The sequence below is a fragment of the Amycolatopsis sp. NPDC049688 genome (genome assembly GCF_040674975.1).
Lineage (GTDB): Bacteria > Actinomycetota > Actinomycetes > Mycobacteriales > Pseudonocardiaceae > Amycolatopsis.
On record NZ_JBFANY010000001.1, the window covers coordinates 1272701 to 1294928 of the forward strand.

Annotated in this window: 24 protein-coding genes; 9 read left to right on the forward strand and 15 right to left on the reverse strand. The window is 73.3% G+C overall.

Features of this window, described 5'->3' with window-relative positions; translation table 11 throughout:
• Positions 1-126: 126 nt before the first annotated feature.
• Genes AB0J55_RS05470 through AB0J55_RS05485 form a run of 4 tightly spaced genes read left to right on the forward strand, consistent with a single transcriptional unit; the run spans position 127 to position 2278 of the window.
• On the forward strand, positions 127-1269 hold the full coding sequence (locus AB0J55_RS05470) for a Xaa-Pro peptidase family protein (RefSeq protein WP_364243145.1): 1143 nt from the start codon (positions 127-129) through the stop codon (positions 1267-1269).
• On the forward strand, positions 1266-1721 hold the full coding sequence (locus AB0J55_RS05475) for an Lrp/AsnC family transcriptional regulator (protein ID WP_003092399.1): 456 nt from the start codon (positions 1266-1268) through the stop codon (positions 1719-1721). The genes AB0J55_RS05470 and AB0J55_RS05475 overlap by 4 nt, the downstream gene beginning before the upstream one ends.
• A gap of 46 nt (positions 1722-1767) precedes the next feature.
• Positions 1768-1992 (forward strand): hypothetical protein, encoded by a 225-nt coding sequence (locus AB0J55_RS05480; protein ID WP_206788328.1) that lies wholly within the window; start codon positions 1768-1770, stop codon positions 1990-1992.
• Positions 1979-2278, forward strand: coding sequence for a hypothetical protein (locus AB0J55_RS05485; protein ID WP_003092405.1), 300 nt, complete (start codon positions 1979-1981; stop codon positions 2276-2278). The genes AB0J55_RS05480 and AB0J55_RS05485 overlap by 14 nt, the downstream gene beginning before the upstream one ends.
• A gap of 140 nt (positions 2279-2418) precedes the next feature.
• Here the strand turns inward: AB0J55_RS05485 and AB0J55_RS05490 are convergent, their stop codons facing one another.
• A complete protein-coding gene (locus AB0J55_RS05490; protein ID WP_364243150.1) occupies positions 2419-3498 on the reverse strand; it encodes a GDSL-type esterase/lipase family protein in 1080 nt (359 codons plus the stop codon).
• 43 nt (positions 3499-3541) lie between these two features.
• Positions 3542-4174 carry a helix-turn-helix domain-containing protein gene (locus AB0J55_RS05495; RefSeq protein WP_364243153.1) on the reverse strand — a complete coding sequence of 211 codons (633 nt, stop codon included), beginning with the start codon at positions 4172-4174 and terminating at the stop codon, positions 3542-3544.
• Between the two features lie 62 nt (positions 4175-4236).
• On the opposite strand from AB0J55_RS05495, the gene AB0J55_RS05500 reads away from it, so the two are divergent.
• Positions 4237-4866, forward strand: coding sequence for an NAD(P)H-dependent oxidoreductase (locus AB0J55_RS05500; protein WP_364243156.1), 630 nt, complete (start codon positions 4237-4239; stop codon positions 4864-4866).
• Between the two features lie 114 nt (positions 4867-4980).
• On the opposite strand, the gene AB0J55_RS05505 is transcribed toward AB0J55_RS05500, so the two are convergent.
• On the reverse strand, positions 4981-5883 hold the full coding sequence (locus AB0J55_RS05505; protein WP_364243159.1) for a LysR family transcriptional regulator: 903 nt from the start codon (positions 5881-5883) through the stop codon (positions 4981-4983).
• A 97-nt stretch (positions 5884-5980) separates the two neighbouring features.
• Here AB0J55_RS05505 and AB0J55_RS05510 point away from each other — a divergent pair, with 97 nt between their 5' ends.
• The gene (locus tag AB0J55_RS05510) at positions 5981-6820 is read left to right on the forward strand and encodes an oxidoreductase (protein WP_364243162.1); all 840 of its coding nucleotides are present in this window, start codon (positions 5981-5983) and stop codon (positions 6818-6820) included.
• Positions 6821-6824: 4 nt separating this feature from the next.
• Here the strand turns inward: AB0J55_RS05510 and AB0J55_RS05515 are convergent, their stop codons facing one another.
• The 4 genes from AB0J55_RS05515 to AB0J55_RS05530 all read right to left on the reverse strand — a co-directional run bounded on the left by AB0J55_RS05515 (position 6825) and on the right by AB0J55_RS05530 (position 11207).
• The gene (locus AB0J55_RS05515; RefSeq protein WP_364243165.1) at positions 6825-7178 is read right to left on the reverse strand and encodes a VOC family protein; all 354 of its coding nucleotides are present in this window, start codon (positions 7176-7178) and stop codon (positions 6825-6827) included.
• A gap of 96 nt (positions 7179-7274) precedes the next feature.
• Positions 7275-7943 (reverse strand): ATP-binding cassette domain-containing protein, encoded by a 669-nt coding sequence (locus tag AB0J55_RS05520; protein WP_364243168.1) that lies wholly within the window; start codon positions 7941-7943, stop codon positions 7275-7277.
• Positions 7940-8632 carry an ATP-binding cassette domain-containing protein gene (locus tag AB0J55_RS05525; RefSeq protein WP_364243171.1) on the reverse strand — a complete coding sequence of 231 codons (693 nt, stop codon included), beginning with the start codon at positions 8630-8632 and terminating at the stop codon, positions 7940-7942. Before AB0J55_RS05525 ends, AB0J55_RS05520 begins: the two co-directional genes overlap by 4 nt.
• Positions 8625-11207, reverse strand: a complete 2583-nt coding sequence (locus tag AB0J55_RS05530) for an FtsX-like permease family protein (protein ID WP_364243174.1) — start codon at positions 11205-11207, stop codon at positions 8625-8627. The genes AB0J55_RS05525 and AB0J55_RS05530 overlap by 8 nt, the downstream gene beginning before the upstream one ends.
• A 284-nt stretch (positions 11208-11491) precedes the next feature.
• Here AB0J55_RS05530 and AB0J55_RS05535 point away from each other — a divergent pair, with 284 nt between their 5' ends.
• Together AB0J55_RS05535 and AB0J55_RS05540 are read left to right on the forward strand one after the other, a co-directional pair.
• Positions 11492-13207: a glycosyl hydrolase family 18 protein gene (locus AB0J55_RS05535; protein WP_364243177.1), complete on the forward strand. Its 1716-nt coding sequence runs from the start codon at positions 11492-11494 to the stop codon at positions 13205-13207.
• Between the two features lie 104 nt (positions 13208-13311).
• Complete coding sequence (locus AB0J55_RS05540) at positions 13312-13845, forward strand: carboxymuconolactone decarboxylase family protein (protein WP_364243179.1); 534 nt, start codon at positions 13312-13314, stop codon at positions 13843-13845.
• A gap of 29 nt (positions 13846-13874) precedes the next feature.
• On the opposite strand, the gene AB0J55_RS05545 is transcribed toward AB0J55_RS05540, so the two are convergent.
• Genes AB0J55_RS05545 through AB0J55_RS05555 form a run of 3 tightly spaced genes read right to left on the reverse strand, consistent with a single transcriptional unit; the run spans position 13875 to position 17174 of the window.
• Positions 13875-14597 carry a hypothetical protein gene (locus AB0J55_RS05545; protein WP_364243182.1) on the reverse strand — a complete coding sequence of 241 codons (723 nt, stop codon included), beginning with the start codon at positions 14595-14597 and terminating at the stop codon, positions 13875-13877.
• Positions 14584-16002, reverse strand: a complete 1419-nt coding sequence (locus AB0J55_RS05550) for a substrate-binding domain-containing protein (protein WP_364243184.1) — start codon at positions 16000-16002, stop codon at positions 14584-14586. The genes AB0J55_RS05545 and AB0J55_RS05550 overlap by 14 nt, the downstream gene beginning before the upstream one ends.
• Positions 15999-17174, reverse strand: a complete 1176-nt coding sequence (locus tag AB0J55_RS05555) for a hypothetical protein (protein WP_364243187.1) — start codon at positions 17172-17174, stop codon at positions 15999-16001. Before AB0J55_RS05555 ends, AB0J55_RS05550 begins: the two co-directional genes overlap by 4 nt.
• A 143-nt stretch (positions 17175-17317) precedes the next feature.
• Here AB0J55_RS05555 and AB0J55_RS05560 point away from each other — a divergent pair, with 143 nt between their 5' ends.
• Positions 17318-17485, forward strand: a complete 168-nt coding sequence (locus tag AB0J55_RS05560) for a hypothetical protein (protein WP_156081289.1) — start codon at positions 17318-17320, stop codon at positions 17483-17485.
• 1 nt (position 17486) lies between these two features.
• Here the strand turns inward: AB0J55_RS05560 and AB0J55_RS05565 are convergent, their stop codons facing one another.
• The 5 genes from AB0J55_RS05565 to AB0J55_RS05585 all read right to left on the reverse strand — a co-directional run bounded on the left by AB0J55_RS05565 (position 17487) and on the right by AB0J55_RS05585 (position 22119).
• Positions 17487-18419, reverse strand: a complete 933-nt coding sequence (locus AB0J55_RS05565) for a zinc-binding alcohol dehydrogenase family protein (protein ID WP_364243190.1) — start codon at positions 18417-18419, stop codon at positions 17487-17489.
• Between the two features lie 6 nt (positions 18420-18425).
• A complete protein-coding gene (locus AB0J55_RS05570; RefSeq protein ID WP_364243193.1) occupies positions 18426-19286 on the reverse strand; it encodes a dioxygenase in 861 nt (286 codons plus the stop codon).
• An 11-nt stretch (positions 19287-19297) separates the two neighbouring features.
• Positions 19298-20092, reverse strand: a complete 795-nt coding sequence (locus AB0J55_RS05575; protein WP_364243196.1) for a citryl-CoA lyase — start codon at positions 20090-20092, stop codon at positions 19298-19300.
• Complete coding sequence (locus AB0J55_RS05580) at positions 20085-21242, reverse strand: CaiB/BaiF CoA-transferase family protein (protein ID WP_364243199.1); 1158 nt, start codon at positions 21240-21242, stop codon at positions 20085-20087. The genes AB0J55_RS05575 and AB0J55_RS05580 overlap by 8 nt, the downstream gene beginning before the upstream one ends.
• Before the next feature lie 67 nt (positions 21243-21309).
• The gene (locus AB0J55_RS05585; protein WP_364243202.1) at positions 21310-22119 is read right to left on the reverse strand and encodes an IclR family transcriptional regulator C-terminal domain-containing protein; all 810 of its coding nucleotides are present in this window, start codon (positions 22117-22119) and stop codon (positions 21310-21312) included.
• Positions 22120-22228: the final 109 nt, after the last annotated feature.

Genomic DNA, 22228 nt, shown 5'->3' on the forward strand with positions numbered 1-22228 from the left:
AGCGTGGAAAACGGGGGGCGCCCCCGGCGGCCCGGGCGGGGGAGCGGGGAGCCGGGGTCACCCGGCCCGGCATGTCGTGGCCCCGGGCGCGTCCGCCGTCCCGGGCGCCCCACTAGGCTCGGCTTCATGTCGCGCCGATCCCTCCACACGCCTGCCCCCGATGCCGCTTCCCTTCGTGCCCGGCTGGACCGGGCCCGCGCCGCCGCGGCTGCCGCGAGCACCGATGCCCTGCTGATCGCGCCCGGCTCCGACCTGCGGTACCTGCTCGGGCAGGCCGGTGGCTCGTTCGAGCGGCTGACCACCCTCGTCGTCCCGGCCGACGGCACCCCCGCGCTGGTCGTGCCGAAGCTGGAGGCGCCCGGGTACGCCGACGTCCCCACCGACGAGCTCGGCGTCGAACTGCTCACCTGGGTCGACGGCGACGACCCCTACAAGCTGGTCGCGGACCGGCTCGGCAAGCCGGGGCGGGTCGCGGTCAGCGACTTCACCCCGGCGCTGCACGTGCTCGCGCTGCGGGCCGCGCTCGGCGAGGCCGAGCAGACGCTGGCCGGCCCGGTCGTCCGGGAGCTGCGGATGCGCAAGGACGCCGCCGAGATCGCGGCGCTGCGGGAGGCCGGCGCGGCGATCGACCGGGTGCACGCCCGGGTCCACGAGTGGCTGCGGCCCGGCCGCACCGAGGCCGAGGTCGGGGCCGACATCGCCGCGGCCATCGTCGAGGAGGGCCACGTGCAGGCCGACTTCGTGATCGTCGGCTCCGGCCCGAACGGCGCCAGCCCGCACCACGACGTCTCCGACCGCGTCATCGAGAAGGGTGACGTCGTGGTCGTCGACATCGGCGGGCCGCTGCCGGCCGGCTACAACTCCGACTCCACCCGCACCTACGCCGTGGGGACGCCGCGGGACGCCGACGTGGCCGAGACCTACGCGGTGCTGCAGCGCGCGCAGGCGGCCGCCGTCGCGGCGGTGAAGCCGGGTGTCACCGCCGAAGCCGTCGACGCCGCCGCGCGGGACGTCATCGCCGAGGCCGGGTTCGGGGAGTACTTCATCCACCGCACCGGGCACGGCATCGGCCTGGACGTGCACGAGGAGCCGTACATCATCGCCGGGAACGCGCTGCCGCTGGAGCCGGGGATGGCCTTCAGCGTCGAGCCGGGCATCTACCAGCCGGGCCGGTGGGGTGCCCGGATCGAGGACATCGTGATCGTCACCGCGGACGGCGTCGAATCGGTCAACAACCAGCCGCACGAGCTCGTCGTGCTGGACGCATGACACCCGGCGGCCTGGAGCCGCTGGACCAGTCGATCGTCCAGGAGCTCGCGGCGGACGGGCGGCGCAGCTTCACCGACCTCGCCGAGCGGGTCGGGCTGTCGGTGTCGGCGGTGCACCAGCGGGTGCGCCGCCTCGAGCAGCGCGGGGTCATCCTCGGCTACACCGCGCGGCTGGACGGCGAGCAGATCGGCCTGCCGCTGACGGCGCTGATCTCGCTGACGCCGAACGACCCGGCGGCGCCGGACGACTATCCGCAGCGGATCCAGCACATCAAGGAGATCGAGTCGTGCTACTCGGTGGCCGGCGACGAGTCCTACATCCTGCTGGTGCGCGTTCAGTCGCCGCTGGCGCTGGAGGACCTGCTGCGGCGGATCCGGGAGGCGGCGAAGGTGTCGACCCGCACGACGGTGGTGCTCTCTACGCCGTTCGAGGGACGTTCGCCCACGTTCTGACTCCGGGGCACCCTCCGGTGACCGGGGCACTGGTACGGTAAAAGGTATGGCAACACGTAAGGTGACTCTTTCGCTGGACAGCGGGGCTCTGGAATTCGCCGAACGCGCCGCGAAAGCCCACGGAATCTCGGTCTCGTCCTGGCTGTCGAAGGCAGCCAGGCGCGAGGCGGTCCGCACGGGCTACACGCCGCAGAAGCCGGAACCGGCCGTCGCGGAATCGGACGAGGCCGAGCGCAGCGCGGCGGAAAAGGATCTGCGTGCGCAGGGGTGAAGTCTGGACGTACCACCCCCCGACCGAACCGGCCCGGCAGCGCACGGTGGTGCTGCTGTCCTCGGACGGGGTGAACGAGTCCGAGCGGCCCTGGCTGCTCGGCACCGAACTGCTCGACCGCGACCCGATGGACATCCTCGGCGTGGCGATCGACGCCCGGTACTGGGTGTCGACGCTCAACCTGACCCGCCTGTACCGCCCGTGGTTCGACGAGCGGATCGCGGAGATCGACCAGGACGTCCAGGAACGCATCGACATCGCCCTGCGCGCCGCCCTCGACCTCTGACCCCGTACCCCGACGGTCGGGCGACGTACCCGGACGGTCGGATGGCGTATCCGGAGGGTCGGTTCGTGAGCCGACCCTCCGGATACGCGAACCGACCGTCCAGGGACGTGAGCCGACTCTCCGGGTACGCGGGCTGAACCTCAGCGGGCCACGACCTCCGGGGCCGCGTGGAGCTTGCCGTCCGCGCCGGCCAGGCAGGCGGCGTTGCCGTCCTTGGCCGCGATGAACTCCGTCAGGCAGTTGGCGATCGCTGCGTGGCCGGCGGCGTTGGGGTGGAACGATTCCTGCAGCGCGTGGCCCGCCCGCTCGGCCTGGCCGAGGTCGGCCAGCTGCAGCGTCAGGCGGGTGAACCACTCCGTCGCCGGGTTCGCGCCGCCACTGCACGCCTCGTGCTTGACCCCCGCCTTGGCCAGGTCCAGGAACCGCGCCCCGGTCTGCTGGGCGGCCGCCTTGAGGCCCGAGGACAGCACGCCGATGCCGGTCTGGGCGATCCAGCGCAGGTCCTCGGTGCGGAACGGGCAGCCGTTGAGACTGCGCAGGTCCTCCGGCAGGTCCGGGCCGATCGGGGCCGCGTAGGACTGCAGGATCAGCTGGTAGTCCGCCGGCACGTACCCGGCGGCGGCCAGCACCTTCTTCACGTCCGACACCGCGGCCGCCACCTTCGGCACCATCGCGTCCACTTTGGACTGCCAGGTCTGCTTCAGCGCGTCGCTGCACGACGGGCCGCCGGGGTTGAACCACGCCTTGAAGCACTCGGTGACCTGGCTGGAGAACTTCGGCTCGTCGTTGGCACCCACCGCGATCACCACCGCGGCCACCCGGTGGTCCTTCACCAGCGCGGCCAGCTGCTGCGCCTGCGAAACCTCCGTCCACTGCTTGACGTCGCCGAGCGCGACCTGCTCGGCCGGCGCGCCGGAACAGCCGAGGTTCACGTGCGCGGTGATGCCCGGCACGGCGATCTTCCCGACGAAGGCGTTGGGGGAGCGGTGGCACCAGTTGCCGCCCTGCCCGTTGGTGTCCGGGGTGTACTGCCCGGCGCCCTCCCCGGACACGGTGCTGTCGCCCATCGCGACGACGGTGAGCGGGCCGGTGCCGGGCGGCCCCTGCCGGGGCTGCGGGCGCCCGGGCTGGCTCTCGGAGCCGAAGAAGACGAAAAAACCGGCCAGCAGGGCCACACACGCGAGGACGAGGGCTCCCCAGTACCACCGAAGGCGTCGCATCGCCCCCGATTCTACGGACCGGCCGATCGGCGGACACGGTGCGTCACGGCAGCCACGTCCGCACCAGCCCGACGAGGGACTCCGCCAGGGTGGCCGCGTCGATTTCCCGGTCGCGCCGCCAGTGCCGGACCTGCTCGGCCGCCAGCGCCGCGAGCAGGACGTCCGCGGCGATCTCGGCGCCGGTGGCGCCGCCGGCTTCGAGCAGGTGCCGGCAGTGCTGCCGCCACAGCGCGTGCGCGCCGGTCCGGAACCGCGCCCCGGTCGTGGCGGTCTCCGAAAGCAGGACCAGGTCCAGCTGCCGGTCCAGCAGGTCGAGGTAGGCCTCGACGAACGCGCCGAGCCGGTCCGCGGGCCCGGCGCCGGGGCCCAGCGGTGGCGGGCCGGTGAGGATCCGTTCCTGCAGTTCGCGTTCCCGCTCGTCGAGCAGGGCCATGGCGAGGCCGCCCTTGTCGCCGAACCGGCGGTAGAGCGTGCCCTTGCCGACGCCGGCGGCGCCCGCCACGTCGTCCATGGTCACCGCGTCGACCCCGCGTTCGGCGAAGAGCGCTTCCGCGGCTTCCAGGACCCGGATCCGGTTGCGGGCGGCGTCCGCCCGTTCGCGGACGGGCGCGCCGAGGACCGGCAGTTCGGCCGGTGTTGACGAAGCGGACTGCGGTCCGCTACGGTTCGAGGACATAAGCGGACTCTAGTCCGATTCTTCGCCCGGCGAAAGCCCGGCGCTCTCCGAGGAGCCCCGAGATGCCCGATCTGCTGCACATTTCCGCGTCCCCACGAGGGGAAGAGTCCGAATCGCTGCGCCTGGCAGCTGCTTTCCTGGACAGCTACCGCACCCACCACCCGGGCGCGGACATCGACGAATGGGACCTCTGGGACGGCTCCCTGCCCGCCTTCGGCCCGGCCGCCGCCCGCGCCAAGATGACCGTCGTCGGCGGCGGCACCCCCACCGGCGAGCAGGCCGCGGCCTGGGCGGCGGCGAAGGCGGCCTTCGCCCGGTTCGACGCCGCCGACCGGATCCTGTTCAGCGTCCCGATGTGGAACTCGGGCGTGCCGTACGTGCTCAAGCAGTTCATCGACGTCGTCTCCCAGCCCGGGCTCGTGTTCGGGCTCGACCCGGCGACCGGGTACGAAGGCCTGCTCGCCGGCCGCGGCAAGCGTGTGGCGGTCATCTACACCAGCGCGGTGTGGGCCCCCGGCCTCGGGCGTGAGTTCGGCACCGACTTCCAGGGCCCGTTCTTCACCGGCTGGCTGAACTGGGCCGGCCTCGATGACGTCACCGAAATCCGGTTCCACCCCACCCTCACCGGCGACGCCGCAGAAGCCCGCCGCATCGCCGCCGAAAGCGCCCGCGACACCGCCAAGACCTTCTGAAAGGAACCACCATGACCGCCACCATCGACCGCGACGCCCTCCGCGCCGGGCTCGCCGCCGGCGACCTCGTCCTCGTCGACGCGCTCCGGACCACGGGCTGCCCACCGAAAGCGGTCAGCCCGCCTGAGTCAGGTCCGTGGCCGCCGCCAGCCCGGCCGCGACGGCGGCGATCGCCCGCACCGCCGGGTTGTCGTTGCCCGGCAGCCACACCAGCTCCGTGCGCGCGATGTCGCCGTCCAGGGGCACGAATACGACCCCGGTGCGGCGGAGGCTGTGCGACGACCGGGCCAGCCGGGTGACCCCGACCCCCGCCGCCACCAGCCCCAGCAGGCCCTGCACGGTCGTGGCCCGCTGCACCACCCGCGGGGTGAAGCCGGCGGCGGCGAAATCGGCGTCGTAGGTGCGGTGCCACGGCTCCCAGCTGCTGCGCGGGGTCAGCACCCACGGTTCGCCGGCCAGGTCGGCCAGCTGCAGCGACGCCCGCCCGGCCAGCGGGTGCTCCGCGGGCAGCACCGCGCACACCTCCTCGGTCAGCAACGTCTCCGACGCGAGGTCCCCGACGAGCGGCGGCCGGGTGAACGCGAGGTCGAAGCGGCCCTCGCGCAGGCCGGCGACGAGCTCGGCGATCGACGCCTCGGCCGTGGTCACCGCGAGGTCGGGCAGCTGCTCCCGCACCGCGCGGACCACCGGCGGCAGCAGGTAGTTCGCCGTCGTGGCGAGGAAGACGAGCCGGACGTCACCGATCTCGCCGCGCACCGCCCGCCCGAGCGTCGCGACCGCCTCCTCGGCCCGGGCCAGGACCGCGCGGGCCTCCGGCAGGAACAGCCGCCCCACGGCGGTCAGCCGGGCCCCGCGCGCGTCCCGGTCGAACAACCGCGCGCCCAGGCCGCGTTCCAGCACGGTGATCTGCTGGGACAGCGACTGCTGTGCGATGTGCAGCCCGGCCGCGGCGCGCGTGAAGCTGGTTTCGTCGGCGACGGCGACGAAGTAGCGAAGCTGCCGCAGCTCGGGGGTCACAGGCTCAGACTGTAGCCGCGGCAGGACATCGGTGTTGGCCATCCGGCCGTGATCGTCCCCAGGATGGAAGGGAGAAACCACTGGGAGGACACCGAAGATGACGAACACCGACGGCCGCGTCTGGCTGATCACCGGCTGCTCCGCCGGCTTCGGCCGGGAGATCGCGCTGGCCGCACTCGCCGCGGGCGACCGCGTGCTGGCCACCGCCCGCCGCCCGGAAACCCTGGCGGACCTGCAGGAACACGGCGGTGACCGGCTCCGCACCGCGGCACTGGACGTCACCGACGCCGGGCAGATCGACGCGGCGGTGAAGACCGCGCTCGAGGCGTTCGGCCGGATCGACGTCGTGGTCAACAACGCCGGCAGCGGCTCGGTCGGCGCGGTCGAAGAACTCACCATGGACGAACTGCGCGCGCTGATGGAGGTCATGTTCTTCGGCGCGGTCGCGGTCACCAAGGCGGCGCTGCCGCACCTGCGCGCGCAGGGCAGCGGCACGGTCGTGCAGATCAGCTCGATGGGCGGGCAGCTGTCCATGCCGGGCTTCGGGGCCTACTGCGCGGCGAAGTTCGCCCTGGAAGGCCTCTCCGAGGCGCTCGCGGCGGAGGTGGCGCCGTTCGGGGTGCGGGTGCTGATCGTCGAGCCGGGCGCGTTCCGCACCGAGTTCGGCGGCGGCCGCATGCACCGCTCCCGCACGATCGACGCCTACGCCGTGTCGACCGGCGGAACCCGCGAAGCGGTCGAGAACATGGACGGCACGCAGCCCGGCGACCCGGCCAAGGCGGCCGCGGCGATCGTCCGCGCGGTGGGGGACGACGACGCCCCGCTGCGGCTCGCGCTGGGCGCGGACGCCGTCGAAGCGATCCGCGCCCACCACGAGGCCCTCGCGGCGGACCTGGCCGCCTGGGAGGAGGTCAGCCGGGCCACCGCGCTCGGCTGAGAACCTAGGCCTGCGGATCCTGCAGCACACCGAGGACGTTGCCGTCGGGGTCGGTGAAGGTCGCCACCAGGCGCCCGTTGCCGACGTCCTTCGGCTCGTCCTTGACCTTCCCGCCCGCCGCGGTCACCTCGGCGAGCTTCGCCTCGATGTCGGCGACGTGCCAGTACGTCACCGGCCCGGTCATGCCCTGCTGCGCGCCGTTCGGCACCAGCCCGATGTGCTGGCCCTCGGCGTCGTAGCCGACGTAGTAGGGCGCGTCGGCCTGCGGCTCGGTGCCCAGCAGGGCGGTGTAGACGGCCTTGGCCGCGGCCAGGTCGGTGACGGGGTGCAGGACGGTCTTGATCCCCTGGGTGCTCATCTTCGGTGCTCCTGAAGTCGTGGTCTGCGGTACGTCGGCAACGCTATTCCCGGCCCGCTGACCAGCGCTTCTCGATTCCTGATCGGTTCGAGCCGGTCAGGCCGGCCGCGCGGTGAGCACCCCGTCGAGCAGCCGGACCCGGCGGTCGGCGATGCGGTGGACCTCCTCGTCGTGGGTCGCCACGATCACCGCCGCTCCCTCCGAGGCGCACCGGCGCAGCAGCCGCAGGACCCGCGGGGTCGAGCCGGCGTCCAGGTGCGCGGTCGGCTCGTCGGTCAGCAGCACCCGTGGCCGGCCGGCGACCGCGCGGGCCAGCGCCACCCGCTGCTGCTGCCCGAACGAGACCTCCAGGGGGTAGCGGTCGCCGAGCTCGCCGATGCCCAGCTCCTCCAGCAGCTCGGTCACCCGCTCGGCGATCGCCGAGCGCGACGGGCGCGGCACGTCCGAACGCAGCCGCAGCGGCAGGGCGACGTTCTCCGCGATCGTCAGCTCGTTGGCCAGCCCCAGCGCCTGGGGCAGCACCGCGCAGGTGTGCCACGGCGGCGCGCCGGTGATCGGGACGCCGTCCAGCAGGACGCAGCCGGAGTCGGGGGAGTCGAACCCGCACAGCAGGGCCAGCAGCGCGCTCTTGCCCGACCCCGACCGGCCCGACACCGTCACCAGCTCACCCGCGCCGACGCGCAGCTCCAGCCCGCGCAGCACCTCGATGTCCCCGCTGGGGTGGGCGAAACTGCGGCGCAGCCCGACGGCTTCCACCAGGGTCATGGCAGCGGCTCCCGTTCTTCGACGCCTTCGAGCGAACCCTTGTGCAGCCGGGCCACCCGCGCGCCGAGGTCGATGAGGCGTTCGTCGTGCGAGGCGGCCAGCACCGCGAAGTCCTGGTCCACCAGGTACCGCAGGGTGTCCAGGACCAGGTCGGCCGACGCCTCGTCCAGCTGCGACGTCGGCTCGTCGGCCAGGATCACCGTCGACTGCGCGGCCAGCACGCAGCCGAACGCCAGCCGCTGCTGCTGCCCGCCCGACAACGCGGAGATCTTCCAGCCGCCCGTTCCGTGCAGGCCCAGCTGCCCGAGGATGTCCTCGGCGTTGCAGTCGACGCCGGCGGCCTCGGCCGCGGCGTGCAGGTTCTCGGCCACGTTCAGGTAGCCCAGCAGGTTGTCGGCCGGGTTCTGGAACACCAGCCCCAGGTGGTGGCGCCGCAACGCCCGCCGCTCCCGGTGCTTCAGCTTGCGGACGTCGGCGCCCTGGAACGTCAGCGTGCCGCGCGCGGGCTGCTCGAACAGCCCCAGCACCCGCAGCAGCGTCGACTTCCCCGACCCCGACGGCCCGGCGAGCACGGTCAGCCCGCGCGCGGGCACGTCGAGGCTGACGTCGTCGACCCCGGTGACCACCCCGGCCGGGGTCTGGTAGTCGACCCCGATGCCGCGCAACGAAAAAATGGGCTTCTCAGGCACGGATCAGCTCCGCGGTCCGGGCGGTGCGCACCGAGCGCACCGCGATCCAGCCGGCCAGCGCGACCACCGCCGCGCCGATCACCACGACGGTCAGCACGAACGGCAGCGGATCCGGCAGCTCCGAGCGCGGCGCCAGGAACGTCGCCGGGTCGAACCGCGGCACCGACAGCCCCGCCACCGAAACCCCGCACACGACCCCGACGACGATCGCCAGCCCGCTCAGCGCGCCCAGCTCCATCAGGTGACTGGCCAGCAGCGTCCGCGGCCGCATGCCCATCCGCAGCACCAGCGCCCCGGCCAGCGCGTTCTGCCGCCGCCGGACCTCCACCGCCACCAGCAGCGCCAGGACCGCCACCACCCCGAGCACCGCACCCAGCAGCGCCACGAACGAGAACGTCCACGACACCACGAAGAACGGCAGGCCGTCCAAAGCGGACTCGCGGCTGATCCGGTTCGGGATGAACACCCCCGCCGCGCGCAACGCGGTGGTCGCCTCCGCCATCGGCGACGTCGTCAGCACGCTCCACTTCGGAATGCCGTCCAGCTGCGCGCGGCTGAGCACCGTGCGGGAGACGACGTACCCGGGGGAGGTGCCGATCATCGGGAACACCGGCAGGTCCCCGGCGACGACCGCGTCGGGCAGGCCGTCCGGCAGCTTGGCGTCCTGCTTGGCCGTGTGCCCGACCCGGATCACCGGCGTGCCGCGCGGGTCCGGCTGCGAGATCTTCCGCAGCAGCCCGGCCAGGTCGCCGTCCGGGACGCGGTCCACCGCGGCACCGCGGGCGAACGTCGCCGGGTCGACCACCAGCACCACGCTGCCGGTCCCGGTCAGCTCGCCGACCACCGTGCTGGTGCCGGCCAGCGACGCGGGCATCGCCACGTCGCCCATGCCGATCGGGCTGTCGGTGTCGAGGCGGGCGTTGCTGCCGACGAAGATCGCCGACTTGGTTTCGAGCGCCTCCTCCTGGCCGTCGGCGATGCCGATGCCGGTGGCCAGCGTCCCGATCGCGAGGGTGCCGATCACCAGCACCCCGGTCACCGGGGCACGGGCCCCGGCCAGCCGCCGGATCGCCAGCTGCAGCGCCGGGCGCGACCAGAACCGGGCCCGGTGCGAGGCGTGCAGCGCCAGCCACGCCAGCCGCGCGGTCAGCAGGCCCACGGTCAGCACCACGAACACCGGGTAGGTCAGGGCCAGCGGGTCCACCTGCGGCAGCGGGTTGCCCAGCCGCGACGTCGTGCCGTAGCGCGCCAGCCGCGTCCAGCCCAGCCACGCCATCCCCGCCGTCGCCAGCTCCCACGGGAAGTACGCCAGCAGCCGCACCCGCCGGGCGCCGCGGCGCACCCGGCCCAGCTCGAACTCCCGGTGCACCCGCACCGCCACGACCAGCGCCAGCAACGCCAGGGACACCACCAGCGTCCCCGCCGCGACCCCGGCCGCGCGCAGCACCGCGCCCGGATCGGGTGCGCCCGGCGGTCCGTAGACGCCGAGCAGCAGCCGCGCCGCGACCGCACCGGCCGCGCCGCCGAGCAGGATCGGCAGGCCCAGCTCCGCGACGGCGAGGCCGCCGAGCGCCGCCGGGCCGCTGCCGCGTGCGGAGAGCAGCCGCAGCTGCGCGTGCCGCCGCTGGTACCACTGCAGGGCGACTGTGCCGAGGCCGGCGCAGCCGACCAGGACGCTGATCAGCGCCAGCGGCAGGATCGAGACGAACACGTTGTCCTGCGCCTGGCGGGCGATCTGCACCGAGCGCTCGAACGTCGGGACGTCGGCGGCGACCAGCGCGCCTCGGCCCTGCGCGGTCAGGTCGGCGCGGACGTCGGCGACGAGGTCGCGGCTGCGCTGCAGCAGGTCCTCCGCGGCGCTGAGGGTGGCCGGCGGCGGCTCGTAGAACGAGATGTGGAAGTACTGGATCGTCGGCAGGCCGATCGCGGTGATCGCGTCGTCGAAGGTCCTGCGGTCGGTGGCGAACACGATCGAGTCGATCGGGTCGTCGACCAGCCGGTCGATCACCGCGCCGGACTGCTGCGAGCACCACCACCGCGGCGGCGGGTCGAGCAGGTCGCGGTAGATCCCGGTGACCGGTGGCAGCGCCGCGCCCCCGATGCTCGGCTTCGTCCCGACTCCGATGTGCTCGGCGTCGGCCACGACGTTGCCCAGCCAGAGCCCGGGCGCGCGCGTGCCCTGCTGCAGCGTCAGGTTGTCCAGGCCGGCCTGGTCGCGGTAGGCGAGCCGGACCTTGTAGTGCGGGTCGCCGTTGAACTCGGTGCCACGCAGCACGTTCGTGTACTGGCTCACCACCGGCGTGCCGAACCCGTGTGCGGCGGCGTGCCGCTGCACCGCGCCGGTCAGCACCGGGATGTCGGCGACCGGGATGTTGCCCTTGCCGAACATCGGGCCGTAGCTGTCGGGGCAGGTGATCCCGGTCTGGTAGGCCACCGCGGCGCCGCCGGCCGCGGATGCCTGCAGGACCGCCGCCGTGCCGAGGAAACAGGCCAGCAGCGACGTCACCGCCGCCACGACCAGCGTCAGCGGGCTGGAGAGGGCGGCCTTCGGGGCCGCTCGCCACGGCTTGGTCACTCTGCGTTGTCCAATCTTCCCCCACTTCACCCGCATGGCCGCAGACGCTACCGGCCTGCCGCGACAGTTGGAACGTTTTTGTCACGATCGTTGCTCACCCCGTGTGTTCGCCCCCGGTTGCGTCGCCGACCAACCGCGGCGGCCATCCGGCCGGTTTAGTGGTCTAGACCTTGACGGACAGATTGGTCTGATCCAATCCTGAAGGCGACCCGCCGTGCACCGCCGCCGCACGGCTCCCCGCCGGCACTGGAGCGCAGATGCGTCGACGCAGACCGTTCGCCCGAATGTCCGTTTTCCTGGCCCTGACCGCCGTTTCGGCCGGCTCGCTGGTCGCCGCGGCCGGCACCGCGCAGGCCGCCACCCCGCTGCCCGCCCACGTCTTCGCGCCCTACTTCGAAGCCTGGACCGGCGAAAGCCCGGCCGCGCTGGCACAGCAGTCCGGGGCCAAGCACCTGACCATGGCGTTCATCCAGGCCGCCACCAAGGGCTCGTGCACCGTCTACTGGAACGGCGACACCGGCATGCCGATCGCCGGCAGCACCTTCGGCGCCGACATCGCCACCATCCGCTCCCGCGGCGGCGACGTCATCCCGTCCTTCGGCGGCTACACCGCCGACAACACCGGCACCGAGATCGCCGACAGCTGCACCAACGTGGACTCCATCGCCGCGGCCTACGAATCGGTGCTCACCACCTACGACGTCCCGCGCCTCGACATGGACATCGAGGACAACTCGCTGACCAACTCCGCCGGGATCGACCGCCGCAACAAGGCCATCAAGAAGGTCCAGGACTGGGCCGCCGCCTCCGGCCGCTCCCTGCAGATCTCCTACACTCTGCCCACCACTACCCACGGCCTCGCCGACAGCGGCCTGGCCGTGCTGCGCAACGCCGTCACCAACGGCACCCGCGTCGACGTGGTCAACCTGATGACCTTCGACTACTACGACAACGCCGCCCACCAGATGGCCACCGACACCCAGACCGCCGCGAGCGGCCTGGTCTCCCAGCTCGCTTCCCTCTACCCGGGCAGGACCCAGGCGCAGCTGTGGGCGATGGTCGGGGTCACCGAGATGATCGGCGTCGACGACTTCGGCCCCGCCGAGACGTTCACCACCGCCGACGCCGGCACGGTCTACAACTGGGCCGTGGCCAAGGGCATCAACACCCTGTCGTTCTGGGCTCTGCAGCGCGACAACGGCAGCTGCCCCGGCGGCGCGGCCGCGGACAACTGCTCCGGCATCGCCCAGGACACCTGGTTCTTCAGCCACGCCTTCGAACCCTTCACCGGCGGCACCTCCGTGCCCGGCAACGACTTCTCGCTCGCCACGAACCCCGCGTCGGCCTCGGTGGACCCGGGCGGCTCGGCCTCCGCGACGGTCAGCACGGCGGTGACGTCCGGCTCCGCCCAGCAGGTGACGCTCTCGGTCACCGGCGCCCCCGCCGGCGTCACCGCCTCCGTCAGCCCGGGCTCAGTGACCGCGGGCGGCAGCGCGACCCTGTCGGTGAGCACCACCGCGGCCGCCGTTCCCGGCGTCTACCCGCTGACGGTGACCGGCGCCGCGGCCTCCGGCAGCCACAGCGCGACCTTCACCCTCACCGTCAAGGGCACCCCGCCCGCCGGCGGCGTCGTCAACGGCGGCTTCGAAACCGGCGCGCTGAGCCCCTGGAGCGCCCCCGGTGACGCGGTCGTCGCCTCCCCGGCGCACTCGGGCACCCACGCGCTGCAGGTCGTGCCCTCGGCGTCGGCGACCGGCGAAGCCGCGCAGAACGTGACGCTGGCCCCCAACCACACGTACACCCTCACCGCGTGGGTGCAGGGCAGCTACGCCTACGTCGGCGTCCGGGGCGGCGCCACGGCCAGCGCCTGGACCTCCGGCAGCGGCTGGACGAAGCTGTCGGTGCCGTTCACGACCGGCGCATCGGGGGCGGTGACCGTGTACGTCCACGGCTGGTACGGCCAAAGTGCCGTCTACGCGGACGATTTCGCGATCGGCTAGCACTTTCGGCGGCGGCCCGGTTGGGCAAGACGGAGGTTGGCCGGGCCGCCGCAGGCCGAAAGACTGCGCGGGGACGATCTTTCCGCCCCCGCGAGGAGTAACCGATGCCGCACATCCCGCTCGACCCGCAGCTGCCCGGGATCCGGTCCCTGATGGCGTTCCGGCCCGAGACCGCCGTCCCGCTCAACCACCTGGCGCAGACCCTCCTGCGCGGTCCGAGCAGCCTGACCGTCGGCGAGCGGGAGCTCATCGCGGCGGTGGTGTCGAACGGCAACGAGTGCCGGTTCTGCCACGGCAGCCACGCCGCCGCGGCGGCCGAAACCCTCGACGGCGGCCGCGCGGTGGTCGACGCAGCCTGCGCCGGGGTCGACGACGCGCCGGTGGGGGAGAAGCTCAAGGCCCTGCTGCGGATCGCGCTGGCGGTCCGCGAAACCGGCCGCGCGGTGACCCCGGAGCTGATCGCGGCGGCCCGCGCGGAAGGCGCGACCGACGTCGAACTGCACGACACGGTGCTGATCGCCGCCGCGTTCTGCATGTACAACCGGTACGTCGACGGCCTGGCCTCGGTCGCCCCGGAGGACCCGGCGGTCTACGACCAGATCGGGAAGGTGCTCGCCGCCGAAGGCTACGGCCGCTGACCAGCTCCTGCGCCGCGGGGACGGACGGCCTACTGCAGCACCGCGACCGGCAGGATGACCAGCTCACCGGTGTCCGGCCGCCACGCCTGGCTCTTGCCCAGGCACCGCGCGTTGAACTGCCCCTCCGGCACCTCCCGGCGGCGCAGGTGGCCGTCCGGACAGGCCACCCGCACCCGGGCGTCGTGCGCGCCGATCCGCGCGTGCAGCACGACCTCGTCGCCGGACTCCTCGGCGACGGTGAACCGGCCCTGCACCACCACGTACCCGTCGTGGACCTCCGACAGCAGCGGCGACCGCGTCCGCCGCCACGCCCGGTCGCCCTGCACCACCCCGGCCGGCAGGTTCGCGTGCACGACGCCGTGCTGGGCCTCCAAGGACTTCAGCGCCAGGCCCAACAGGGTGTTCGCGGTGACGTGCACGTCGTAGCTCGTCTCCGTCTCGTGCCCGCGATTGGCGCCGCGGCCGAGCTTGAACCACTGGCTGGTGAACCCGAACGAGCCGTCGGTGTTCCGCTTGACGAACTCCCGGATGGTCTTCTCCGCGATGTCGCCGTAGCCGCCCTGCTGGCAGATCTCGATCACCCGCGGCTCGTCCAGGTAGAACGGCAGCCCCGGCAGGATCACCGGACGGCTGCGCCGCAGCACGCCGAGCACCAGCACCACCAGCGTCAGCACGGCGGCCAGCGCGGTCACCACCCAGACCCAGCCCCACCAGCCCAGCACCGACCACAGCATCGCCCTATCGGCATCCACGAAGCTCTTTCACCGCCTCTGTCAACGATTCCGCGTCGCCGTCGACGACCCGCCCGCCCGTCGCGGCGGTGGCCCGGCCCAGCTCGGCCGGGTTCGCCTCGCCGAACCGGATCGCGTACGTCGGGCCGGCGTCGTGCCGTCCGGCGAGGAAGGCCGCCAGGCCCGGGCCGGTGTTGTTCTCGCCGTCGGTCATCAGCACGATCGCCGCCCCCGGCCGCGCGATCCGGTACGCCTCCCCGAGCGCGGCCCAGATCGCCGTGCGCGGCCGCAGGTCCGCCGACGCCACCACCGCCTGCAGCCCGTCGGCGTCCTCCCGGCGCGACACCGTGACCGTGCGTTCCTCCAGCACCTCGCCGGCGAACCGGATGATCGTCACCTGCTCGCCGACGGAAAACCGGGCGAACCCGTTCAGCGCGGCGAACGCCCGGCGCAGCGCCGCCACCCGCGGACCGGCCATGGACAGCGAGTAGTCCAGCACGAAGATCACCTGACGGCTGGTGCCCGCGCGGTCGTAGGCCTGCAGCAGCCGGTCGACGACTTCCTGGCGGTCCGGGAAGTACAGCGGATTCCCGACCGGCGCGGCGAGCGGTCCGGTGCGCGGCACCGCCGGGTCGGCCGGGCGGCGGAACGTGCGGTCCATGATCGCCCGCTGCGCCGACGGCGTGCGCAGCCACTGCACGACCGTGTCGTAGGCGGCACGCTTGTCCGCGTTCAGCAGGATCAGCGGGTAGTCCGCGAGCACGATCCCGTCCCGCGGGTACACGACGGCAAGCGGCTCGCGCAGCCGCCCCGACGCGTTGAGCGCCAGCACCGTCGACTCCGGCGCGATGATGCCGCCGGCCTCGTGCTGGCGGCGCACGTACTCCCCGCCGACGTCGGGCACGCCGAACGCCCGGCCGGCGAGGAAGCCCTGGATGCGGTCGCACCGGACGTCCTCCGGGCGCAGGGCCGCGCCGGTCCCCGCCGCCGCGGTGGCCACGCCGATCAGTGCGGCCATCCCGCTGCCGGAGACGTGCGGATCCGCCATGCCGAACCGCAGCTCGCCGCCGGCGGCGCGATCGGCGATGTCCGCCCACGTCGGCTGCGCGCCCAGCTTCGCCGCCTCGCCCGCCTTCACCCCGAGCACCAGCGGCGAGAGCATGATCGACGTCGCCGTTCCCGGTTCGGTCCCGCGCAGCCGCAGGAACCGGGCGGTGGCCGGCCAGGCGAGGTCGTGGCCCGGTTCGGCGGCCAGCGTGTCGCGGTGGTCCATGACCAGCTCGACGCCGGTGTCGCGGCGCAGGTCGGCCAGCACCGGGCCCAGGTCGGCGAGTTCGCTCGCGGCCAGCACGGTCAGCTTCGTGCCGCCGGGCTCGTCCGGGCTGCACGCGGCGAGCAGCAGGAGCAGCACCAGCGCGGCCCTCACCACCGGCAGTCGCCGATCTCGTCGATCATCCGGCGGAACTGGGCGTCCCTGGGCAGCCAGGTCTCGGTGTCGGTGGTCGCGGTCGCCGGCTCCGGGATGTGCCGCTGGGTCAGGTAACCGGCGAAGTCGAACTGGGCGGTGTCGGCCGAGTAGACGTGGAACCCCAGCTCCACGGCCCGCCGGCGCAGCGCGGGGTCGGCCATCAGCAGCGACCCGATGGCGTCGCCCTCCGGGCTGAACGAGATCAGGTCAGGCGCGGTCTCGTGCTGGGCGCTCGGGTACAGCAGCACCCGGTCGGTGTCGAGCCCGGCGCCGTTGTCCAGCCGCCGGTTCTGGTAGGTGAGGTACTGGTGCTCGTAGATGACGGCGACCGTCGCGAAACTGCGGCCCTCCGGCACGAAGAACTTCGGCGCCATGTCGTCGCTGTGCTGGCCTTCGGCGTCCAGCATCGGCTTGATCCCGTGGGCCTGCTCGACCGCCTCGGCTTCCGTTGCCGCAGGCTGCGCGTACCGCGCGAAGGCGACCAGCCCGACGTACGCGGCACCCGAGTAGCTGCGGCACGGGTCGGGGGACTGGACGAGCAGCCGGTTCGCGCTCAGCCGGGGGTCGTAGTCCTTCCAGCGCTTCTCGCCGGCGACGAGCGCCAGCAGCTTGTCCACCTCGACGCTGTAGTACAGCGGCTTGTCCCCGGGGTACTGGGGCCGGGCCACCTTCGCCGCCACCAGCGCCTGGGCGTAGTCGCGGAACGTGCCCAGCACCAGGGGCGTGAAGAACGGCTTGTACCCGATGGCGTGCTTGCCGCGGCGGCGCTCGTAGACCCGGTCGCCCGCGGCCTGCCCGGAGGGGAAGACGAACTGGTAGCTGTCCAGATCGGCGGTCTCGGCCAGCTCGAACGACCCGGCCGGCGTCACCTGCACCCGGTAACCGTGGCCCAGCAGGATCCGCTTGACCTGCTCGTCGGCGAAGAAGTCCCGTTTGGACGCGATCATCGCGCGCACCACGGTGATGTGCTGCAGCGGCCCGGTCACGTGCCCGGCGGCGAGCAGCGCGACGAACCCGAGCACGAAGACCCCGGCCGGCGGCAGGAACCAGGACAGGAACCGCTGTCGCGTGTCGACGACGCGGAACTTCGGTTCCTCCACCCCGGCCCCCTCGGATTCGTCCCCGGACATCCAACGACAGGATGACCGGCATCGACCACGGCATCCGCCCGAACAGGACCCGAACGGACGAGCGGCGGTGCCGGTCGGTGACCGCGGAAGCGGTTTGGAAGCCGGGGCGGCCACAATACGGGGGAACGCGAAGGAGTCCATCGATGAAACGTGCTGTAGCTGCCGCTCTGCTCACCGCGGCCGCGCTCGCCGTGCTCGCCCCCGCGGCGTCCGCGGTGAGCGGTCCGCCGAGCGACCCGTCGCCCGTCGGCGGGGTGGGAAGCGGTCCCTACATCGGCGATGTGCCGAAGCCCGGGCCTGGGGGCCAGTGAACTAGGGGACCAGGACGACGCGGCCCGGGCGGTCCCACGCCCGGGCCGCGTCGTGCAGCGGGACGCACTCGTAGCCGACGGCGAGGTCGCCCGCCATCGCGTGCCCGACGACCGTCAGGAGCGCTTCGCGGCGCTCGTCGGCGGAGAGCTCGTTGTTCGTGTAGCCGAGGATCCGCAGCGACCGGCTGCGCAGCAGCGCCGACGGGACCGCGAACTCCTCGCCGGCCGCGCTGCCGAGGTTGACCAGCCGCCCGCCCGGGCGCAGGGTGCGCAGCGCTGCCGCGGCCGGGACCCCGCACACCGGGTCCAGCACCAGGTCGACCGGCCCGGCCGCGTCCGCCAGCCGCCGGGCCAGGGATTCGACGTCGTCCTCGCCGAGCCGGACGACGGCGTCGGCGCCGAGCCGCCCGGCCCGCTCCAGCGCGGCGGCCGACCGCGCGCAGGCCACGACCCGCCCGGCCCCGGCCACCCGCGCCAGCTGCACGGCCGACTGCCCGACCACACCACCGGCCCCGAGCACCAGCACGGTCTCGCCGCCGGCCAGCTTTCCCGTGCCCGTCAGGCACCGCCACGCCGCGACGGCCGACAGCCCGAGCGCCGCGACCAGCGCGGGATCGGCCCCCTCCGGCAGGGCGACCACGTCGTCGGCCGCGGCCATCGCGTGTTCGGCCATGCTGCCGTCGCCGGGCCGCATGCCCGCCGCCGTCGCGAACCAGACCGGCGTCCCCGCCAGCACCCCCACCCCCTGCACGCCGGGCACGTACGGCGTCGCGGGGACGCCGAAGTAGGACGTGCCGGACGCGCAGAGCAGATCGAGCGGGGTGATCGGCGCCGCCGTGACCCGCACGGCGACCTGGCCGGGCCCCGGCTCGGGTGCGGCCCGGCCCGCCACCACCGGCGGCTGCCCGGGCGTGCGGATCTCAGCCGCGCGCACCGGCGGTCACACCGGCTGCAGGACGAAGTCGTACCGCGCCTCGAGCCACGGCTCGGCCGACTCGCCGCCGTCCGGCGTCGGCCCGGGCTCGCGTGGCTCGAAGGCGACGACCAGTTCCTGCTTGGTGCCGAACACGACGTCGCTGTCCAGGTACTGCGCGCCCTCCTGGAACAGGTGCGTGATCAGTGGTTCGTACCCGGCGGCGTTGATCAGGAAGTGCACGTGGGCGGGCCGGAAGTGGCTGATGTCGGTGCCGCGGATGAGCGCGCCGACCGGGCCGTCCATCGGGATCGAATACCCCTTCGGCGCGATGGTCCGCAGGCAGTAGGACCCGTCGGCCCGCGTGGTGTACTTCGCGCGCAGCCGCGCCTCGTCGACGTCGGGGATCTGCGACTCGTAGGCGCCTTCCTCGTCGGCCTGCCACACGTCGAGGACCGCGCCGGTGACCGGCGAGCCGTCGAGGTCGCGGACCGAACCGGTGAGGTACAGCGGCGTCCCCGGCAGGCCGTCGGACATGTCGCCGCCGAACTCCTTCTCCGGCGATCCTTCGATGTGGAAGGGACCCAGGACGGTCGCCGGGGTCGCCTTCGCGTCGAAGGCGTGGTTCATCTGCACCACCAGCATGCTCAGGCCGAGCACGTCGGAGGCGAGGATGAACTCCTCCCGCTTCTCGTCGCTGATCTGCCCGGTCTCGGTGAGCCACCGCACGGCGGCCATCCACTCGGTCTCGCTCAGCCGCACCTCACGGGCGAAGGCGTGCAGGTGACGGACGAGTGCCGCCATCACCTCCGCCGTCCGCGGATCGTGCGCGCTCGCCCAGCGCTGCGCGGCGAGCTCGGTGATGTTGTCCTCGGTGACCAGCTGCATCGGCGTTCCTCTCACGCGTGCGGATCCGGCGGGACCGGCCGGTTGTTCAGGTCGACCGACAGGAAGATGTCGTTGGCGACCGGGTGGCGCAGCTCCTCGGCGAGCTGGCCGATCAGCCCGGCCGTCCGGGCCAGCAGCGCGAACCCGCGCAGCAGCTCCAGCGGCAGCCCCAGGTCGGCCAGTGCGGCGCCGCAGACGCCGGCGCCGTTGAGCGGCAGCGTCTTGCCCAGCACCCGCGGGTGCACCCGGCCGATCGCGGCGAACAGCTCCAGGTGCGGACCGCGCAGGCCCTCCTCGGCGGCGATCGCGAACAGCCGCCGCGTGCGCGGGTCGCCGTCCTTGTGCACGTGGTGCCCGAGCCCGGGGATGAACTTCCCTTCCGCGCGGCGCTTTTCGACGGTGGCGAGCGCGAGTGCGTCCCAGCCCTCGTCGCCGTCGGGCAGCGGGTCCACTTCGGACAGGACGTCGTGCAGGAACCGGCCGCAGTCCTCGGTGACCCCCAGGAATCGCGACCCGCCGCCCAGCAGGCCGGCCGCCAGCGCGCCCTGGATCGAGTCCGGTGCCGACAGGTAGGTCAGCCGCGTCACGATCGCCGTCGGGGTGAAGCCGTGGTCGGCCAAGGCGGCCAGCACCGCTTCGAAGACCCGGGTTTCCCCTTCGGCCGGACGTCGCTGCGTCGCCAGCCAGAACGCGAGTTCGCCGAACCCGACCGTGCCCATCACGTCTTCGGCCAGGTCCCGGCCGAGCAGGGTGATGGTGTCCTTTGTGGACGAACCGAGGGCGGTTTCGTAGACCGGCTCACCCATCGGCGGCCTCCGTCAGCCACGCCCGCAGCTCGGCGCCGTGCTCGTCGAGCTCCGGCGGCGGCAGCCGGTAGCCCGCCGGTGTCGCGGAAAACCGGATCGGGTGGCGGGTCGTGGGGACCGCGCGGTCGCCGTCGCCGACCTCGACGACCGGGTCGAGCCCGAAGCGCTCGGCCATCGCGAACCCGCCGTCGATCGTGTTGATCGGTCCACACGGGACACCGACCTTCGTCAGCGCGTCGAACCACTCCACCGCGCCGCGTTTCGCCAGCCGCTCGACGAGGATCGGCCGCAGCTGCTCGCGGTTGGCCGTCCGGTCGGCGTTGCGGGCGAACCGCGGATCGTCCGGGACGCCGGGGAGGTCGAGGACTTCGCACAGCCGGCGGAACTGCCCGTCGTTGGCCGCGGCGACGATCAGGTCGGCATCGGCGGTCGGCAGCGGCTCGTAGGGGAAGACGCTCGGGTGGGCGTTGCCCATCCGGTACGGCACCACGCCGCCCGCGGCGTAGGCCGAGCTGTGGTTGACCAGCCCGGTCAGCGCCGAGGACAGCAGGTTGACCTCGACGTGCTGGCCCTCGCCGGCCGCGTCGCGGTGGCGCAGCGCGGCCAGGATGCCGATCACCGCGTGATTGCCGGCCATGACGTCGAACACCGAGATCCCGGCCCGGTACGGCGGGCCGTCCGGATCGCCGGTCAGGCTCATCAGGCCCGAGATCGCCTGCACCATCAGGTCGTAGCCGGGCACGTGCGCGCCCTCGCCGGCCCCGAACCCGCTGATCGAGGCGTAGACGCAGCCCGGGTTGGCCCGGCTGACCGCCGCGTAGTCCAGCCCGTACTTGGCCAGGCCGCCCGGCTTGAAGTTCTCGATCAGCACGTCCGCGCGGGCCGCCAGTTCGCGGGCGACGGCGGCGTCGGCCTCGTCGCGCAGGTCGAGCGCGATGGACCGCTTCCCGCGGTTGACGCCGAGGTAGTAGGTCGAGACGTCCCCGCGCACCGGTGGCATCCACGTGCGCGTTTCGTCGCCCTGCGGGCCCTCCACCTTGACGACGTCGGCGCCCAGGTCGGCGAGCAGCATCGTGGCGTACGGGCCGGCCAGCACCCGGGAGAAGTCCGCGACCAGCAGCCCGGACAGCGGGCCGGGGGGTGGTTCCACGCAACGCCTCCACTCGTGTCCGCCTGCCGGACTTATGTCCGCAGTCTGCTCCGGAGGTCGCTCGCGGTCAAGACACGGCCGGAACGGTGACGTGCGGGACGTCGTCGAGCCGGGCGAAGTCCGCGCTGATGTCCCCGGCGGTCTGCAGCAGCAGCGGCAGGTGGTGGTCGAGCAGCGTCTCGACCGGGGTTTCGGCGGCGTGGCAGTTGACGTTGACCCCGGCGATCACCCGGCCGGACCCGTCGCGCAGCGGCGCCGCCACCGACCGGATGCCCAGGGCGAGCTGCTCGTCGGTGAGGGCCCAGCCGCGGGCACGGACCTCGCGCAGCACCGCGTCGCGCTCGGCGCGGTCCGGCTGCCAGCGCGGCACCAGCCCCGAGCGGGTCGGCTGGGCCAGCACCGCCTCCAGCTCGTCCGGCGGCAGCGCGGCGAGCTGCACCTTGCCCAGCGACGTCGGCAGGGCGGGGAAGCGGGTGCCGACCTGAACGCTCAGCCCCACGATCTTCGGCACCGCGACCCGGGCGACGTAGACGATGTCCGACCCGTCGAGCTGGGCGATCGAACACGACTCGTTCGTGCGGGCGACCAGGCGTTCCAGGTGCGGCCGCGCGACCTCCCACAGTCCCATCGAGCGCACGTAGGCCACGCCGAGGTCGAGCACCCGCGGGGTCAGCGCGTAGCCCCGCCCGTCGCTGCGGACGTAGCCGAGCTCCTCGAGGGTGAGGAGGATCCGGCGCGCGGTCGGGCGGGCCAGGCCGGCGGCCGCCGCCACCTCGGCGAGCGTCATCTCCGGCCGCTGCGGCCCGAACGCCGTGATCACCTCGAGCCCGCGCGCCAGCGCTTCGATGAAGTCGGGACCGGTTCCCTCGCGTGGCATGCGCGACCTCCCTCTGCGATGGTCCTGCCCGCTGTTCTTTCGGGGGGTCCGGGTGGGCGGAGCCCCCCGGCCCCGGAGCGCAGCTCTGGTTGTCACAGCAGCGTAGCCG

Excerpts from the sequence above, each read along its gene's own strand:
- AB0J55_RS05585 (WP_364243202.1), bottom strand. The coding sequence starts at position 22,119 with ATGCCACGCGAGGGAACCGGTCCCGACTTCATCGAAGCGCTGGCGCGC.
- AB0J55_RS05480 (WP_206788328.1), top strand. The coding sequence starts at position 1,768 with ATGGCAACACGTAAGGTGACTCTTTCGCTGGACAGCGGGGCTCTGGAA.
- AB0J55_RS05510 (WP_364243162.1), top strand. The coding sequence starts at position 5,981 with ATGACGAACACCGACGGCCGCGTCTGGCTGATCACCGGCTGCTCCGCC.
- AB0J55_RS05560 (WP_156081289.1), top strand. The coding sequence starts at position 17,318 with ATGAAACGTGCTGTAGCTGCCGCTCTGCTCACCGCGGCCGCGCTCGCC.
- AB0J55_RS05490 (WP_364243150.1), bottom strand. The coding sequence starts at position 3,498 with ATGCGACGCCTTCGGTGGTACTGGGGAGCCCTCGTCCTCGCGTGTGTG.
- AB0J55_RS05535 (WP_364243177.1), top strand. The coding sequence starts at position 11,492 with ATGTCCGTTTTCCTGGCCCTGACCGCCGTTTCGGCCGGCTCGCTGGTC.
- AB0J55_RS05555 (WP_364243187.1), bottom strand. The coding sequence starts at position 17,174 with ATGTCCGGGGACGAATCCGAGGGGGCCGGGGTGGAGGAACCGAAGTTC.
- AB0J55_RS05575 (WP_364243196.1), bottom strand. The coding sequence starts at position 20,092 with ATGGGTGAGCCGGTCTACGAAACCGCCCTCGGTTCGTCCACAAAGGAC.
- AB0J55_RS05470 (WP_364243145.1), top strand. The coding sequence starts at position 127 with ATGTCGCGCCGATCCCTCCACACGCCTGCCCCCGATGCCGCTTCCCTT.
- AB0J55_RS05540 (WP_364243179.1), top strand. The coding sequence starts at position 13,312 with ATGCCGCACATCCCGCTCGACCCGCAGCTGCCCGGGATCCGGTCCCTG.
- AB0J55_RS05520 (WP_364243168.1), bottom strand. The coding sequence starts at position 7,943 with ATGACCCTGGTGGAAGCCGTCGGGCTGCGCCGCAGTTTCGCCCACCCC.
- AB0J55_RS05500 (WP_364243156.1), top strand. The coding sequence starts at position 4,237 with ATGCCCGATCTGCTGCACATTTCCGCGTCCCCACGAGGGGAAGAGTCC.
- AB0J55_RS05495 (WP_364243153.1), bottom strand. The coding sequence starts at position 4,174 with ATGTCCTCGAACCGTAGCGGACCGCAGTCCGCTTCGTCAACACCGGCC.
- AB0J55_RS05515 (WP_364243165.1), bottom strand. The coding sequence starts at position 7,178 with ATGAGCACCCAGGGGATCAAGACCGTCCTGCACCCCGTCACCGACCTG.
- AB0J55_RS05570 (WP_364243193.1), bottom strand. The coding sequence starts at position 19,286 with ATGCAGCTGGTCACCGAGGACAACATCACCGAGCTCGCCGCGCAGCGC.
- AB0J55_RS05475 (WP_003092399.1), top strand. The coding sequence starts at position 1,266 with ATGACACCCGGCGGCCTGGAGCCGCTGGACCAGTCGATCGTCCAGGAG.